The following is a 15,613-nucleotide window of genomic DNA, read 5'->3' on the forward strand; positions in this document are numbered from 1 at the left end:
CTGAACAAGGCGTGCCCGGTGAACGGCGTCTTCGTGCTGGACACCAACAACGGGTGCGGGCTGTCCCCGCGGGGGACGCGGTTCTTCGACACCACGTGGGGCGGTCACCGCAACACGGCGTTCGCGGGGATGGCGTTGTCCAAGGTGGAGAACACCGTCGCGACGTCGGCGTTCGACCCCAACCACACCGCTCTGGGCTACGGTACGTCCTTCCTCCAGCGGCGTGACGGCACGCAGGACCCGAAGTTCGGTCTGCGGCTCAACCCGGCGGGGACGATCGCCCCGTTCGGCAAGGGTGCCTCGATGGGTGATCTGGAGGTGCTGTGTGACCAGGCGCCGCTGCAGATCGGCAACCGGGTCTGGTACGACCCCGAACGCAAGGGCATCCAGAACCCGGGCCAGAAACCCGTCCCGGGTGCGACCGTGAACCTGTACGACGAGTCGGGCACGCTGGTGGGCACCACGAAGACCACCGTGCGCGGCGAGTACTACTTCGACGACTCCGACGTGACCGGCGGCCTCAAACCCCGCACCAAGTACACGATCAGGCTCGACAACCCGGCCGACTACGCCAGGGGCGGGCCGCTGTACCAGTGGGTGCCCACCGAACACGACATCGGCGACAACCACTTCATCGACTCCAAGGGCACCGTCCCCACCGGCGGGACGTATCCCGAACGGGCACTGACCACCGGCGGACCGGGCGAGAACGACCACACCTACGACTTCGGATTCCGCCAACAGGAAGGCGCACTGCGCCTGGTCAAACACGACCAGGACGGCAAGCCGCTGGCGGGGGCGACGTTCCAGCTGTGGCACGAGACGAACGGCACCGACGGGCTGCAGCCCACCGGTGACAAGCCCGATACGGCGGTGGGGAGTCCGTGTACGACCGGGGCCGACGGCCTGTGTCAGGGTGCGGGGCTGCCGGGGACGTACTACTGGCAGGAAGTCAGCCCGCCCACGGGCTACGCGGCCCCGGACACCACGGTGTTCGGCCCGCTGGTCCTGACTCCGGACAACCTCACGGACGGCGTCTCGGTGACGGCGGTCAACCGACTCCTGCCCACCCCGTCGCCGACCCCGACGCCCACTCCCACTCCCACCCCCACCCCCACACCGACGACGCCGGCCGTGACGCCGACGCCGCAGAGCCCGCCGGACACGCCTGCGGCGCCGACCGTACCGGCTCCGCCGCAGGCCCCGCCCGGCTCGCACCTGCCGAACACCGGTACGGGCCCGCTCGCACCGATGGCCCTTGCCGCCGTGGCGCTCACGGCGCTCGGTGGGACGCTCGTCCTGGTGCGCAGGCGTAGGGCCCGACACCGGTAGCATCCGGGCCACGGCGGCCGGCGCTCGACGCGCCGACTGCCGGTAGGGCGGATCGGGCGGGTTCGCGGACCATCGGGTCCGCGAACCCGCCCGAGTGTTTGACCGACGTGAGAGAAGGCATCTTCATGGCCCGGAAGAAGACCGGCGGCCGTACGCCGCATCGGACCTTCTGGTTCAGGACACTGCTGGCGGTCGCGGTGTGCGGGACCGCGGCGGGTGGCCTGGCCGTCTACCAGACCGTCTCCGACGGCACCACGAGCCGGGCGGTGACGGTTGACGAAGCGTCCCGCATCGCGATCTCGCGCCTGAACCTGTATCAGGCGAGCCCGGCGAGGGTGACCCTCACCGCCGCCGAGGGCGGTGGCGTGGTGGTGCGGGTGGAGGGGATCGTGGACTACCGCAGTCACCGCGCGGTGGGCAGCTACCGGGTCACCGGGGCCGCCGGTGACCTCGACCACGGCCTGATCGTCTGGGACGGCGACGGCCTGGGACTGGCGCCGAAGGCGGATGGCGCCGGCGGCCCGCCGTGGCAGCAGGCCGAGCACGTTCCCCGCTCGGGCTGGTCACCGCGCGCCTACACCGCGGACCCGCTGGACTCCGGACTCCGGCTGCTGATCCAACTCGGCGCGGACCGGCCCGACAACCCGCTGCTGCTCGCCCAGTCCGGGCCGCGATGGCTGGGCCGCGACCGGATCGACGGTCGGAGCTACGACCGGTTCTCCGGGCCGCGCTCCGGCGACGCGGCGCACGGGGCCGGGGCCGACGGCGAGTTGTCGCCGCTGACCTACTGGATCGACGGCGACGGCGGTCTGCGGCGGGTGACGATGCGGATGCCCGGCCTGGGCACGCCGACGACCGTCGAGATCACCGGGCGGGACGAGGGCGCGAAACTGCCCGAAGCTCCCTGGGTCGCCGGCTGACCCGGCTGCGGCCGGTAGCGGGTGCCGAAAGCGGCGTCGACGAGGCTCCCCGGCGCCCGGTTGAGCAGTTCTTCCGATGCTTCAACCCGACTGCCGGGAGGCCTCGTCGACGGGGCCCCGGGTGCTCCGCGCCGACCGGGCTCAGCTCGGCTGCGGCATGGCGGCGATGTCGGTCGGCAGGGGGTAGCGGTTCGGATCGACCGGTCCGGGCAGGTCCGTCGCCGGGCGGCCGGGTGCCGCCGGGTCGGGCATCGACGGTTGGGCGGGCGGCACGGGTACGGAGCTGAACGGTGTGCCGGGTGGCGGCTGGACGGGGGCCGGCCGGCCGGCCGGGACGGCCTGGCGCGAGGTGGCGCCGCACCCGGCGAGCTCCTCCAGGCCGTTCGGGCTCTGCGTCGCGGGCGAGTTGCCGGTGAAGCAGTTGGTGGGGTCGGCCGAGGCCAGCACGAGGTCGGCGCCGTTGGCGGTGACCTGGTTGTCCTCGACGTGATTGCCGCTCGCCGGGTGCCCGGGCGGGTCCGTGACGATGACCCCGGCCGCGCGGTTGTCCCGGACGAGGTTGCGCAGCACCTGGTTCGCGGTGCCGCCGCCGATCCCGACGCCGATGCCGAAGCCGCCGTCGGCCTGCTCGGGCGAGTCCGCGGCGTTGTTGCCGGCGATCACGTTGCCGGCGATCACCGCGCCGTGCTGCGGGGCGAGGGCCTCCAGGTCGTTGGAGTTCACCGTCACGCCGACGCGATTGCCGACGACGCGGTTGCCGAGCACCGTCAAGTTGTCCGAGGCGTTGGTGATCTCGATGCCGACCGCGTTGCGCTCCACCGTGTTGCCGCGCACCAGCGTGTCGCAGGGCTTGCACTGGCCGACGTAGATGCCGGAATCGGCCCCGCCGGAAGCGTAGGACTCCTCGATGACGCCGCCGCGCGCGTCGAAGGCGTAGATGCCGTAGAGCCCGTTGTTGTACGCCGTCACCCGGGAGGCCCGGAAGCCCTGCACCGGCGGGAAGCGGACGGTGTCCAGCGGGTCGTAGGCCGATCCGCCGGCGCCGCGCCGCTGCAGCTGCTCGTCGGTGACGCCGGTGAACAGGACGCCGTTGGCGAGGTAGCCGCGGACGGTGAGGTTCTCCACCACCGAGCCGGCGCCGGTGACGGTGATGCCGTTGACGAGCCGCACTCCGCCGTCCAGGACCACCGCGTTCCGGTCCGTGCCGCGCACCACCACCCGTGGCACGGTGACCCGCACGCTCTCGCGGTACACACCGGGTTGGATCAGCACGGTGTCACCCTCGCGGGCGATGTCCACCGCCTCCTGCACCGTGTGGAAGTCCTCCGGTACCCGAATGACGCTCCCGGCCGGATGCCGTTTGCCGGACGGCTTCGAATCCGTCGACGAACAACCCGTGGCCGCCACCGCGACCAGGGCGACCAGCACCGACAGGTATCGCGGCACCATCGCCCGGAACGCTCCGGACCGGGCGGCCCGATGAGGTAACAGACCGTGAGGAGAGGGGATTTGCATGACAGGTGTTCTATCGTCTCCAATATCGGCCATGCATACCGAACCGGGAAATCCGCAGGAGCCGGCCCGACCCGCCGCGACCGGTTTGGGACGCAGGGCCGTGCTCGCGGCCGGAGCGGTACTGGCCGCCGGGATCGGCGCGGCGGCGGAGGCGGTGACGAGCACCATCCTCGCACCGGACCGCGGTTCGCCCGCCGGCGCGCCGCCGCCCGTGTCGTCGATCCCCTTCCACGGGCCCCGACAGGCCGGTGTGACGGAGCCTCAACTGCCCTCCGCGCAGCTGCTGTCCTTCGACCTCCCGCCGACCACCGCCGCCGCGGACCGGGAGGCCCTGCGCGCCGTCCTCGACGCGCTGACCCGAACGCTCTCCACCGCGGCCGCCGGCACGCTGCCCGACTCGCGGCTGCGGACCGGCGCCCCGACCCGGCTCGCCTCCCTGGTCGGCGTGGGCCCCCAACTCGCCTCCCGGCTCGGCCTGAACGTGCCCGCCGAACTGGCCGACCTGCCGCCGTACTCCGGCGATCGCCTCGACCCGACCCGCAGCAACGGCGATCTGCTGGTCCACCTGTGCGCCGCCGACCGCTGGACGCTGACCGTCGTCGCCGAACTGGCCACCACCGCCGCGAAGGCCGCCGGCATCGTCCCCCGCTGGACCCAGTCCGGCTTCCTGCCCCACGCACTCCCGGGCGTCACGCCGCGAAACCTTTTCGGGTTCAAGGACGGCACCGCCAACCCCGACGACGCGGCCGCCCAGCAGTGGGTCTGGGGCCCGCCGGGGCCGCACGAGAACGGGACCATCCTGGTCTACCGCAGAATCCGCATGGACACCGGCGGCTTCGCGGCACTCCCCGAGGACCGGCAGAACCTGGTGATCGGCCGCCGTGCCGGCGACGGCGTCCCGCTCACCGGCACGGCCGAGCACGACGACCCGGACATCTACGCCAAACACCCGGACGGCTCCTACATCATCCCCGCGACCTCCCACGTCCGGCTCAGCAGCCCCCGCCTCGACGGCGGCGCCCGAATGCTCCGCCGCAGCTACAGCTACGACGACGGCCTGAACGACCGCGGCCTGCTGTTCTGCGCCTTCATGCGCGACCCCGCCCTGTTCACCCGCGTCCAGAACCGCCTGACCGAACGCGACGCGCTGGCCCCGTTCATCGAGCACCAGGCGTCAGCCGTGGCCTACGTGCTCCCCGGCGCCGCACCGGGCGGGACGCTCGGCGAACAGCTCTGGACGTGAAGCCCCGCCCCGCGGTGCGGCCCGGCGTTCCGCACCGGGGGCGTCAGACCTGGTAGCGGTCCGGGGCGAAGAGGTGCAGGTGGGCGGCGATCCAGTCGGAGGTGCGGCGCAGGCCCTCGTCCAGGCCCACCTGCGGCTGCCAGCCGGCCAGGTCGCGGGCCTTGCGGTTGTCGGAGAGGAGGCGCTCGACCTCGCTGCCGCCGGGGCGCAGCCGGGTCGGGTCGACCACGATCTCGGCGTCCCGGCCGGAGGCGACGATCAGGGCCTTGGCCAGGTCGCCGATCGACACCTCGGTGCCGGTGCCGAGGTTGACGACCTCGCCGAGCGTGCGGTCGGCGCGGGCGATGGCCAGGAAGCCTTCCGCGGTGTCGGTCGCGTAGGTGAAGTCCCGGGTGGGGGTCGTCGAGCCGAGCCTGATCTCCGAGGCCCCGGAGTGGAGTTGGGCGAGCACGGTGGGGATCACGGCGCGGGCCGACTGGCGCGGGCCGTAGGTGTTGAACGGGCGGACCACCGAGACCGGCAGCTCGAAGGCGTGCCAGTAGGAGAGCGCCAGCATGTCCGCGCCGATCTTCGAGGCGGAGTACGGGGACTGCGGCTGGAGCGGGTGCCGTTCGTCGATCGGCGCGGTGATCGCCGTCCCGTACACCTCGCTGGTGGAGGTGTGCACCAGGCGGGCGCCGTGGCGCAGGCAGGCGGCGGCGACGTTCTGGGTGCCCGCGACGTTGGTCTGCACGTAGGCCTCGGGGGCCTGGTAGCTGTAGGGGATGCCGATCAGCGCGGCGAGGTGGAAGACGGTGTCGCAGCCGGCGACGGCGTCCAGGACCCGGCCGGCGTCCCGGACGTCGCCGGCGAGCATCTCCACGGGGCCGTCGGGGTCGGTGAGGTAGTGGGCCAGGTAGCCGCGCTCGGCGTACGGCTTGTAGTGCACCAGGGCCCGGACGCGGGCGCCGCGGGCCACCAGCAGGTCGACCAGGGTGCTGCCGATGAAGCCCTCGGCGCCGGTGACCAGGACGGTTCGGCCGGTCCAGTCCTGGTTCGGGGCGGGGGTGGTCGGGGCGGAGAGGATGTTCGGGTCGGTCATGAGGTCCTCCGTGGGGGAGTCGGTGGTCAGCGGTCGAAGGGGGCGAGGGCGGGGGCGGGGGAGGTGACGGCGGGCGGCTCGGGCGCCTGAGCCCGGCCGATGACGCGGAGCACCTTGGCGGCCAGCAGGTCGGCGGCGCGTGCGTGGTCGCCCGGCTCGGCCGCCCGGGCCATCGCGGCCAGCCGGGCCGGGTCGGCGAGCAGGGGTTCCACCAGTGCGGCCAGCCGCTCGCCGGTGCACTCGCCGTCCGGCAACAGCAGACCGGCGCCGGTGTCGGAGAGGACGCGCGCGTTGTGGGTCTGGTGGTCGTGCGGCGCGTGCGGGTAGGGCACCAGCACGGCGGGCATCCGTACGCTGGAGAGTTCGGCGACGGTGGCCGCGCCGGCCCGGCACACCATCAGGTCGGCCGCCGCGTAGACCAGGTCCATCCGGTCCAGGTAGGAGACGGCGCGCGCCGTCGGGTGGCCGGCCAGTGCGGCGCGGACCTCCTCCAGTGCGGCCGGGCCGGTCTTGATCAGCAGCTGCCGGTCGGTGCGGTGCCGCCAGCGTGCGGCCAGTTCGACGGCGGCCGCGGTGAGCCGGGCGGCGCCGAGGCTGCCGCCGTTGAAGACCAGCAGCCGGGCGCCCTCCGGGACTTCGAGCTGCCGGCGGGCCTCGGCGCGCAGCGCGGCCCGGTCGAGCCGGGCCACGGCGCCGACCAGCGGCATCCCGACGGTCTGCGCCGACCGGCCGGCGGGCAGGTGCTCGCGGGTGCGGTCGAAGGCGAGCGCGATGTGCGGGGTGAGCCGGGCGGCGAAGCGGTTGGCCCGCCCGGGCACCGCGTTCGACTCGTGCACCACGCTCGGCAGCCCGGCCAGCCGGGCGCCGACGATCGCCGGTGCGCTCGGGTAGCCGCCCATGCCGACCGCCACCTGCGCGCCCTGGGCCCGCAGGATCTCCCGGCACTGCCCGCCGGAGCGCAGCAGCGCCGCGGGCAGCAGGTAGCGGCGCGGGCCGAGGGAGGCGTCGAAGGGGATCATGTCGACGGTGTGCAGCCGGTAGCCGGCCTCCGGGATCAGGGTGGTCTCCAGGCCGCGTTCGGTGCCCACGAAGGAGATCACGGCCCGGGGGTCGGCCCGGCGCAGTGCCTCGGCCAGCGCGAGGCCCGGGTAGATGTGTCCGCCGGTGCCGCCGGCGCCGATCACCACCGACAGGGGGCGGTCGGGATCGTGGTTGCCGTGGTTGCCGTGTTCTGTCCGCATGCCGTCGAGCCTGCCGAGGCCGTCTAAGAGACTTCTCAGAGTCGTTTTGAGAGGGTTGTCCGTATGAGTAACGGGCAGAGGGTGCTGGTCGTCGACGACGATCCGGAGGTGCGTGCCGCCGTCGAGGACGGTCTGGCCGTCGAGGGGTACCAGGTGCGCGGCGCGGCCGACGGGCTGGCGGCACTGAGCGAGGTGGCCGGCTGGCAGCCCGACGCGATGGTGCTCGACCTGCTCATGCCCGTCCTCGACGGACTGGCGGTCTGCCGCCGGCTGCGGGCCCTGGGCGACCGGGTCCCGATCCTGGTGCTGACCGCCCGCGACTCGGTGACCGACCGCGTCGACGGCCTCGACGCGGGCGCCGACGACTACCTGGTGAAGCCGTTCGCACTGGACGAGCTGACCGCCCGGCTGCGTGCCCTGCTGCGGCGCAGCGCCCCGGCGGCCGAGGAGACCGGCTACCGCTTCGCCGACCTGGAGGTCGACCCGGCCACCCGGACCGGCACCCGGGCCGGGCGGCCGGTGGAGTTCTCGCGCACCGAGTTCGCGCTGCTGGAGGTGCTGCTACGCCATCCCGGCCAGGTGCTCCCGCGCGAGGTGATCATGGAGCGGGTGTGGGGCGCCGACTTCGGTCCCGACTCCAACTCGCTCGCGGTGTACGTCGGTTACCTGCGCCGCAAGCTGGAGGCCGACGGCGAACCGCGGCTGGTGCACACCGTGCACGGGGTCGGTTACCGCCTGGACCGGGGGTGAGGGCGCACGCCCGCTGGCGGCGCCGGCGCCCGCTGCGCACCAGACTGGCGCTCGCCTGCACGGCCGCGGTCGCCGTGGTCGCGCTCGGGATCAGCGCGGCCGCGTTCAGCATCGTCCGCTACGAGCTCAACCACCAGCTGGACCAGCACCTCACCCAGCAGGCCACCCTGGTCCAGCAGCAGCACCGCGACGAGGGGCCGCAGGTCGTCTATGGCGAGTGCAACTACCTGGCCGCCCCGGCCTGCGCGCAGATCGTCTCCGCCGACCCCGGCAAGGCGCCGAACGAGCCGTACCTGCTGCCCGTCACCCCGGCCACCCGCCAGGTCGCGGACCGGAAGCGGGCCGGCTACTTCACCGACCTCACCATCGGCGGCCACCCGGCCCGGATGCTCACCACCCCGATGATCGCGGCGCCGCCCGGCGCCCGGCAGGCCGTCCAGGTCGCGCTGCGCGCCGACAGCGTCCGGGAGGGGGTGCGGCAGGCCGGCGCGCTGATGGCGGCCGTCGCGGCGGCGGGCGTGCTGCTGGCCGCCGCGCTCGGGCGCACGGTGGCCCGTACCGGCCTCGCCCCGGTCACCCGGCTGACCCGCACCGCCGAGCGGATCGCCGACACCCGGGACGCGAGCCTGCGGATCGAGCTGCCGCCCGGGCGCCGGGAGGACGAGCTGACCAGGCTGGCGGGCAGCTTCAACACCATGCTGGGTGAGCTGGAACAGTCCGTGACCGCCCGGCGCAGGCTCGTCGCCGACGCCTCGCACGAACTGCGCACCCCGCTGACCGCGCTCCGCACCAACGCCGAACTCCTGTCGCGTGCCGATCGATTGACGGACAGTCAGCGAGAGCGGGCGGCGGCCGCGCTGCGCCGCCAGCTGCGCGAGGTCACCGGCCTGGTGAACGACCTCATCGAGCTGGCCCGCGACGAGGAGCCGCAGCCGCTGCTCGAACAGGTCGGGGTCGGCCGGCTCGTCGGGCACTGCGTCGACACCGCGCGCGACCACTGGCCGACGATCGCCTTCGCCCTGGAGAACGACGCCGCGGAGCGCACCGTCCCCGGCGTGCCGGCCCGCCTGTCCCGGCTGGTCACCAACCTGCTCGACAACGCGGCCAAGTTCAGCCCGCCGGGTGCCACCGTCGAGGTCCGGCTCACCGCCGGGCTGGAACTGACCGTCCGCGACCACGGCCCCGGCATCGCGCCCGAGGACCTGCCGTACGTCTTCGACCGCTTCTACCGGGCCTCGGCCGCACGGGCGCTGCCCGGCTCGGGCCTCGGGCTCGCGATGGCGCGCCAGATCGCCCAGGCGCACGGCGCCACGCTCACCGCCGAGGCCGCCCCCGGCGGCGGCGCGCTGTTCCGCCTGCGGCTGCCGGCCTGAACCCGGGACCGGGAGGAGCGCTGACGTCCGTGCCCCGCCCGGTTCGAGAGCCGGTCAGATCAGCCGGTCGCGGTCACGCGTGGCGATGGCGCGGACGCGGGTGGCGAACTGTCCGCGGCTGCGTTGTTGGTGCAGTTCCTCGGCGGCCTCCTCGTCGCCCGCGTCGGTCGGGGTCTGCGGTGCCTCGTCCCCGTCGTGGTCGGTGTCGGCGTACTCGTCGTGGAGGAGCCAGCAGCCGTGGATGCCGGCGAGGAGGTCTTCGAGGAGGTCGCGGGCGGGCCGTTTCGGGTCGAGGGGGGTCAGGCGCAGGCCGGTGTCCTCCGCGTCGAGCTCCCCGTCCTCGTCCTCGTCCGGGTATTCGGCGAGGGCTTCCTCGAAGTCGTCGATCTGGTCGCGGAGGGCCGTCGGGTCGGGCAGCAGGCCGTCGGCGACGTGCAGGGCGTGTCGGACGAGGGCGGTGACGGCGTCGTACGGGGAGGCGCCGGCGTCGATGAGTTCGAGGACGAGGGTGGGGGTTTCGTGGGCGAGGGCCTCGATGGTGTCGGCTTCGAGGACGACGGTGGCCCGGTCGTGTCCGGAGGCCTGGGAGGCGACCTCGGCCGCGGCGGTGAGCCAGTGGGCCGCGGCGACGGCGGCGGCGGTGGGGTCGATGTCGGAGAACAGCTGGGCGGGGCCGAACGGGTCCTGCTCGAACAGCAGGTTGGCGGAGGCGACCTGGGCGGGGGAGGCATCCTCGCGGCTGAGGAGGACGGCCTGCTGGGCGCGGGCGGTCAGGTCGCCGAGTTCGGCGTTCTCGACGGCGGCGAGTTCGGTGGCGGCCTCGGCGAGGACGGTCTCGGTCAGCCGCTTGTCGGCCAGGGCGGCCAGGGCGCGGCCGACCCGGTTCGCGGACTCGACGACGGGGCTGTAGGAGACGGCCAGCATCCCGCCCTGGGGGAGGTTCGGTCGGGCGATGGCGGCGGCGACCTCGGCGAAGGCCCCGCGTTCCCGTTCGCGCCGCCATCCCTCGGTGCCGGGTTCCAGGGAGCCGGCGGCGCCGGCCGGATGGGTGTAGGTGTGCCAGGCCGCTTCGGACAGCTGGGTCAGCGTGGCGGCCAGGCGCAGGAACGCGGTGGTGCCGGTCCCGACGGGGAGGGTGGCGATGCTGGTGGAGAGGTCGCCTTCGCCGGTGCCCCAGGCGGCGATCAGCTCGTGCCGGACGGGGTCGACGCTGTAGCGGGTCATGAAGCCGTTCCTTCGGATCGGGCCGGTACGCCACGTGGCGCGAAGCAATTCTGACGTATCGCCAGGTGCTGACCGTCCGTCCGCTGTCGGGGTCGGTCCCGGCGTCTGGTGCCCGGTCCGGCGCGCGGGCGTTCCGCGGCCGGTGGCGGCCGGGGCCTGCGGTTGTCCCCGTGGGGGAGGGGCGCGAGGGGGTGGACGGGGCGTGTGGTGGCCGTCGATGCGTGGGGGGCTCGTCCGACGTCTTGCCGGAGAGCCCAGGCCGGGATCTCCGGCGCGGTAGAACAAACGTCCGGTCCAGGCGGGGGGCTTCGGTGGCAGCGCGAGGGTGTTCCGGGTGGGCGGCGTGGCCGCCTCCTCACACCGCAGCCGCGCCCCTTTCACCCGCTTGGCCCAATTCCGTCGCCGGCTCGGGGCACCTGTCGCACGCCTGTTCCGGTGGGCGTCCGGCGGCGCGGGGGGAGCGGCCCGTGGCGGGCGGATGTCCGGTGCTGCACCGGCCTTGCGGCGGATCGTACGCATCGGGCCCGCAGTCGCTCCGGGAGCGCGAGCTGCGGGCCTGTGGGAAAACGACCTGCCAGGGCCCGGTGACCGGAGCCCTGGCAGGGTCTGCGCATCGTGTGGGTCCATCGGATACTGGTCGGGAGGGCGTCCCGCCTCGGGGTGCGGTGCACCCCGGTGGCGGGGGGCCGGACCGGAGCCCCGAGCTGACTCCTCGGGGCTCCGTGTCAGGCGCGGTGCTCGACCACGCGGAAGCTGCCCACGATGCCGTCCTCGACCCGGATGCCCTTGGTGTGGTGGATCTTCACGCCGTCGCTGGTGCTGTGCGGCCCGACGGTGGCGATGGGGGCGCCGTTGTCGCAGACCGCACCGCGGAACACCTCGACGGTCTTGTGGCTGTCGTTGCGGATGTTCAGGGTCTTGGCGCCCAGGCCGCTGATCACGGTGATGCAGCCGCCCGAGTGCGCGGAGTAGGTCCGCTCGTTGATGTGGATGCGGCCCTCCTCGTGGCGCTTCTCGTGGTGCCCCTCGTTGTTGCCCTTCTCGTTGCCCTTCCCGCCGGCGGCGCCGCCGTCGGCGGGCAGCTCGGCCGGAGCAGCCACCTGCCGCGCCGAAGCCTGCGGAGCCATCGGCTCGGAGGCGGCCGACGCGTACGTGACACCGGTGACGGCCAGGGCCGCGACTCCGAGGGCGGCGGTGGTGGCGGCAAAGCGGTTGGTCTTCATGGAAGCTTCTTTCGCTCTCAGACGATGTCGGCTGGGCAGCCGACCCGAGATTGAACGTACTGAATGCCCCCATAGCTGTCATTTCGGGCATATCGAAATGGCGGCGAACGGGGTGCGCCGGTCGGCGTGTCGCCCCCGAGGCCGGCTGAGCGTCCCGTCAAAGTGCTTTCTGTAGAGGCAAGTTGATGGGGGGTGGGTCCATTAGTGTGATTACCTGACTCCCGCTCACCCCTTTGACGTCGGAGCTGCCCGGCGCCGTGGGTGAGGCGGAGTCACGGGTCGGCTGACGGTCGGTGATGCCGAGGCCGTGTTCGGGCCCCGCGGGCCGGTGGGCCGGCCGTCCGGCGCCCGGCCGAGAGGCCACCGGCCTCGAGCGTCGGGGCGGAGTCCGGTGGGGGCGGGTAACGGGATGCCCGCAGTGGTGAGCGGCCGCGGAGCCTCCGCGCGAGGCTCGGGGGCCGGGGCAGGGGTGTGGCCCCGGTGGCTTGACGGCCGAGCCGGCGGGCCTGGGATAGTGGGCGAGTGCGTGTCGGCCTGCTCGGACCCCTGGTAGTGGACGCCGGAGCGGGCCCGATACCGATCGGTGGCGCGCGGCTGAGGGCGTTGCTGGCCCGGTTGGCGTTGGACGCCGGGCGTGCCGTCCGGCCGTCGGCGCTGGTCGAGGCGCTGTGGGCCGAGGCGCCGCCGGCCGACCAGGCGAACGCGCTGCAGTCGCTGGTGTCCCGGCTGCGGGGTGTGCTGGGCGACCCCGCGCTGCTCACCTTCGGCCCGGCCGGGTACCGGTTGACCGTCGAGGCCGGTGCGGTGGACGCCGTACGGTTCGAGCAACTGGCGCACTCCGGACGGGACTTGTCCGCGCAGGGGCGGCCCGTCGAGGCCGCCGCCGCGTTGCGGGAGGCCCTGGGCCTGTGGCGCGGCCCCGCGCTGGCGGACGTCCGCGAGGCGCCGTTCGCCGATGCCGAGGCCCGGAGGCTGGAGCGGGCGCGGTTGGTCGTCCTGGAGGACCGGATCGAGGCCGACCTCGCGTCGGGCGCCGGACCCGAGCTGATCGTCGAGCTCGAAGCGCTGACGGCGGAGCACCAGCTGCACGAGCGGCTGCACGCCCAGCTGATCCGGGCGCTGGCCGCCGGTGGCCGGGGCGCGGAGGCGCTGGCCGCCTACCAGACGCTGCGCGGCCGGCTGGCCGACACCTTCGGGAGCGACCCGGGACCGCAGGTGCAGGCGGCGCATCTCGCGGTACTGCGCGGCGAGCTGCCGGCGCCGCCCGACCACCGGCCGCGGCCCGCCCGGCAGCCGTCGCCCGGTCAGCAGCCGCCCGAGCCCCGCCGATCGTCGCTGTTCGGCAACCTGGACGCGCCGCTGACCAGCTTCGTGGGCCGCGAGGACGACGTCCGCCGGGTGGTCGGGCTGCTCGGCCGGGCCCGGCTGGTCACCCTGGTCGGGCCCGGCGGGGCCGGCAAGACCCGGCTGGCCACCACCGGCGGCCGTCGGCTCACGCCCCCCGGCGGGGTGTGGTTCGTCGCCCTGGCCCCGGCCGGCCCGGCGGACGTGCCCCGCGCGGTGCTCGACGCCCTTCGGGCGCGCGAGGCCGCGGTGCTCAAGGACGCCGCGCTCGAGGGCGCCGCGGTACCGGGCCGCCGGCCCGGCTCTCCGGGGGCCGCCGAGGAGGTCCTGGATCGTCTGACCGAGGTGCTGGCGGGCGACGACCTGGTGCTGGTGCTGGACAACTGCGAACACGTGATCGAGGCGGCGGCGACGCTGGCCGAGACGCTGCTCGGCCGGTGCCCTCGGCTGCGCGTGCTGGCCACCAGCCGGGAGCCGCTGCGGATCGACGGCGAGACCCTGCACCCGGTGCTCCCGCTGGAACTGCCCGAACCGGGCTCGACGGACCAGCAGGCGCGAGCCTGTGCGGCGGTCCGGCTGTTCCACGACCGGGCCGCCGCCGTCTCTCCCGGCTTCGCCGCGGCGGACGGCTCGCTGGAGGCGGCGGTCGATCGTCAGTTGAGACCGCTGGGCGGCGGCCCCACCCAGGGGTGAAGCGGACGTGGCCGGGGCTGCGGGGCCGGTGGGTGGGGCCGCCGGGAAGGCCGGGCCGGCGGCCAACCCCACGGTCAGGGCCGACGCCGTCAGCACGGCCGGCGCCAGCCGCAGGCGACGCGACCACGCCGCCCGGGAGGGCGAAGAGGTGTCCGAGGAGACAGGGGTGTTCGGCGACATGGATCCGTTCCTTCTGGTGAGCGGGTGACCTGGGCGCACTCAGCCTCCGGCCCCTCGCTGGCAGAGCACGCACAGCGCGCTGGCAGAGCGCCCGGACCGGCCGTAATTCGCTTGACCTGGCCACGGGTCGACGCTGGACTGTGGCGGACACCACGAGTCGTGGTGCCGGTATCCAGGGGGGGCAGCGGCAGCGATGGAGATCCGTTCCACGACCGACAAGGACCTCGACGTCTTCGTCGACACGCTCCATGCCGCCTTCGGGCGCTTCCCGGAAACCCCGGCCGAGGGCGCCGGTGTCTTCTGGTCGGCGCTCGAACTGGACCGCGGCCTGCTCGCCGTGACGGCGGACGGGCGGCCCGTCGGCACCGCCGCCGCGTACTCCTTCGAGCTCACCCTGCCCGGTGGGGTCCTCGTCCCGGCCCCCGGGGTGACCAACGTCGGCGTCCTGCCCACGCACCGACGCCAGGGTGTGCTCACGGCGATGATGCGTCATCAGCTCACCGAGGTGCGGGCCGGCGGGGAGTTCCTCTCCGTACTGCTGGCCTCCGAGGCCGTGATCTACCGCAGGTTCGGCTACGGACCGGCGACCTACACGCAGCGGCTGACGGTGCCGCGCCACCGGGCCGCCCTCGCCCGCCCCCGGGCGGGCGGAACGGCCGACGCCGCGGCGGCCGGCTCGGACACCGGCTCGGTCGAGCTGCTGCGGCGTGCCGAGTGCGGCGGGATCCTGGAAGAGGTCTACGACCGGTACCGCCGCGCCCAGCCCGGCGCGCTCTCCCGGCCGCACCGCTGGTGGGCCTCGGGCGCGGGCCGGCCCCCGGTCTCCCGGGCGCCGCGCTACGTCGCCGTCCACCGCGACGCCGACGGCGTCCCGGACGGGTACGCCAGCTACTCGCTCGGCGAGTCCGACACCCTGACGGTCGACGAGAGCATCGCCACCGACGACGCCGTCTCCACGGCCCTGGCCCGGTTCGTGCTCGGCCACGACCTGGTCTCCCAGGTCGTCTTCAAGCACTTCCCGCCCGACCACCCGCTGCGCTGGCAGCTCGCGGACTTCAACGCCGGCCAGCTGAGCAACCACACCGACTGGCTCTGGGTGCGGCTGCTGGACGTCCCGCGTGCGCTGACCGCGCGCGGCTGGTTCACGGACGGCGAGCTCGTCCTCGACGTCGACGACCCGTTCCTCGGCGAGCACGGCCGCTACCTGCTGACCGTCCGGGACGGCAAGGCCGACTGCGTCCCGACGGACCGGGAACCGGACCTGTCCCTGGACGTGAGCGACCTGGGCTCGGTCTACCTCGGCGGCACCGCCCCGAGCACGCTCGTGCGCGCCGGACACGTCCGGGCCCACCGTCCGGGCGCGGCCGCCCTCGCCGACGCCCTCTTCCGCGCCGAGCGCGCCCCGCACTGCCTGCACTGGTTCTGACCGCGCGCCCGCCTCGTGCGTCCGGGTCCGTCCGGGCCGGCGCCTGCTGCGGAAGGGCCGTCGGCCGG

12 protein-coding genes are annotated in these 15,613 nt (G+C 74.2%); 7 read left to right on the forward strand and 5 right to left on the reverse strand.

Going from position 1 to position 15,613, the window contains the following annotated elements; translation table 11 throughout:
* Both ACIO5E_RS39095 and ACIO5E_RS39100 read left to right on the forward strand, forming a co-directional pair.
* On the forward strand, positions 1-1,332 hold a 1,332-nt coding region (locus ACIO5E_RS39095; RefSeq protein WP_400677345.1), incomplete at its 5' end, for an SdrD B-like domain-containing protein.
* Between the two features lie 125 nt (positions 1,333-1,457).
* Positions 1,458-2,252, forward strand: coding sequence for a hypothetical protein (locus ACIO5E_RS39100; RefSeq protein WP_400677348.1), 795 nt, complete (start codon positions 1,458-1,460; stop codon positions 2,250-2,252).
* Positions 2,253-2,393: 141 nt separating this feature from the next.
* Here ACIO5E_RS39100 and ACIO5E_RS39105 read toward each other — a convergent pair whose 3' ends face one another.
* On the reverse strand, positions 2,394-3,701 hold the full coding sequence (locus ACIO5E_RS39105) for a right-handed parallel beta-helix repeat-containing protein (protein WP_400677350.1): 1,308 nt from the start codon (positions 3,699-3,701) through the stop codon (positions 2,394-2,396).
* A 97-nt stretch (positions 3,702-3,798) separates the two neighbouring features.
* Here ACIO5E_RS39105 and ACIO5E_RS39110 point away from each other — a divergent pair, with 97 nt between their 5' ends.
* Positions 3,799-5,010: a Dyp-type peroxidase gene (locus tag ACIO5E_RS39110; protein WP_400677351.1), complete on the forward strand. Its 1,212-nt coding sequence runs from the start codon at positions 3,799-3,801 to the stop codon at positions 5,008-5,010.
* Between the two features lie 43 nt (positions 5,011-5,053).
* On the opposite strand, the gene ACIO5E_RS39115 is transcribed toward ACIO5E_RS39110, so the two are convergent.
* Together ACIO5E_RS39115 and ACIO5E_RS39120 are read right to left on the reverse strand one after the other, a co-directional pair.
* A complete protein-coding gene (locus ACIO5E_RS39115; protein WP_400677354.1) occupies positions 5,054-6,091 on the reverse strand; it encodes an SDR family NAD(P)-dependent oxidoreductase in 1,038 nt (345 codons plus the stop codon).
* 26 nt (positions 6,092-6,117) lie between these two features.
* Positions 6,118-7,332 carry a UDP-N-acetylglucosamine--N-acetylmuramyl-(pentapeptide) pyrophosphoryl-undecaprenol N-acetylglucosamine transferase gene (locus ACIO5E_RS39120; protein ID WP_400677357.1) on the reverse strand — a complete coding sequence of 405 codons (1,215 nt, stop codon included), beginning with the start codon at positions 7,330-7,332 and terminating at the stop codon, positions 6,118-6,120.
* Positions 7,333-7,395: 63 nt separating this feature from the next.
* Between ACIO5E_RS39120 and ACIO5E_RS39125 the strand changes: the two genes are divergently transcribed.
* The gene (locus ACIO5E_RS39125) at positions 7,396-8,082 is read left to right on the forward strand and encodes a response regulator transcription factor (protein ID WP_400677359.1); all 687 of its coding nucleotides are present in this window, start codon (positions 7,396-7,398) and stop codon (positions 8,080-8,082) included.
* Positions 8,079-9,455, forward strand: a complete 1,377-nt coding sequence (locus ACIO5E_RS39130; RefSeq protein WP_400677361.1) for an ATP-binding protein — start codon at positions 8,079-8,081, stop codon at positions 9,453-9,455. The genes ACIO5E_RS39125 and ACIO5E_RS39130 overlap by 4 nt, the downstream gene beginning before the upstream one ends.
* Positions 9,456-9,509: 54 nt before the next feature.
* Here the strand turns inward: ACIO5E_RS39130 and ACIO5E_RS39135 are convergent, their stop codons facing one another.
* The gene (locus ACIO5E_RS39135; protein ID WP_400677364.1) at positions 9,510-10,679 is read right to left on the reverse strand and encodes a hypothetical protein; all 1,170 of its coding nucleotides are present in this window, start codon (positions 10,677-10,679) and stop codon (positions 9,510-9,512) included.
* A gap of 725 nt (positions 10,680-11,404) precedes the next feature.
* Positions 11,405-11,902 (reverse strand): hypothetical protein, encoded by a 498-nt coding sequence (locus tag ACIO5E_RS39140; protein WP_400677366.1) that lies wholly within the window; start codon positions 11,900-11,902, stop codon positions 11,405-11,407.
* Between the two features lie 522 nt (positions 11,903-12,424).
* Between ACIO5E_RS39140 and ACIO5E_RS39145 the strand changes: the two genes are divergently transcribed.
* Entirely contained in the window at positions 12,425-13,939 is a 1,515-nt protein-coding gene (locus ACIO5E_RS39145) for an AfsR/SARP family transcriptional regulator (protein WP_400677368.1), read from the forward strand.
* 373 nt (positions 13,940-14,312) lie between these two features.
* On the forward strand, positions 14,313-15,545 hold the full coding sequence (locus tag ACIO5E_RS39150) for a GNAT family N-acetyltransferase (RefSeq protein ID WP_400677370.1): 1,233 nt from the start codon (positions 14,313-14,315) through the stop codon (positions 15,543-15,545).
* Positions 15,546-15,613 lie beyond the last annotated feature (68 nt).

Origin of the sequence: Kitasatospora sp. NPDC087314 (assembly GCF_044744365.1) — a bacterium.
In the GTDB taxonomy this organism is placed as follows: Bacteria; Actinomycetota; Actinomycetes; order Streptomycetales; family Streptomycetaceae; genus Kitasatospora.

Excerpts from the sequence above, each read along its gene's own strand:
- ACIO5E_RS39100 (WP_400677348.1), top strand. The coding sequence starts at position 1,458 with ATGGCCCGGAAGAAGACCGGCGGCCGTACGCCGCATCGGACCTTCTGG.
- ACIO5E_RS39105 (WP_400677350.1), bottom strand. The coding sequence starts at position 3,701 with ATGGTGCCGCGATACCTGTCGGTGCTGGTCGCCCTGGTCGCGGTGGCG.
- ACIO5E_RS39110 (WP_400677351.1), top strand. The coding sequence starts at position 3,799 with ATGCATACCGAACCGGGAAATCCGCAGGAGCCGGCCCGACCCGCCGCG.
- ACIO5E_RS39115 (WP_400677354.1), bottom strand. The coding sequence starts at position 6,091 with ATGACCGACCCGAACATCCTCTCCGCCCCGACCACCCCCGCCCCGAAC.
- ACIO5E_RS39120 (WP_400677357.1), bottom strand. The coding sequence starts at position 7,332 with ATGCGGACAGAACACGGCAACCACGGCAACCACGATCCCGACCGCCCC.
- ACIO5E_RS39125 (WP_400677359.1), top strand. The coding sequence starts at position 7,396 with ATGAGTAACGGGCAGAGGGTGCTGGTCGTCGACGACGATCCGGAGGTG.
- ACIO5E_RS39135 (WP_400677364.1), bottom strand. The coding sequence starts at position 10,679 with ATGACCCGCTACAGCGTCGACCCCGTCCGGCACGAGCTGATCGCCGCC.
- ACIO5E_RS39140 (WP_400677366.1), bottom strand. The coding sequence starts at position 11,902 with ATGAAGACCAACCGCTTTGCCGCCACCACCGCCGCCCTCGGAGTCGCG.
- ACIO5E_RS39150 (WP_400677370.1), top strand. The coding sequence starts at position 14,313 with ATGGAGATCCGTTCCACGACCGACAAGGACCTCGACGTCTTCGTCGAC.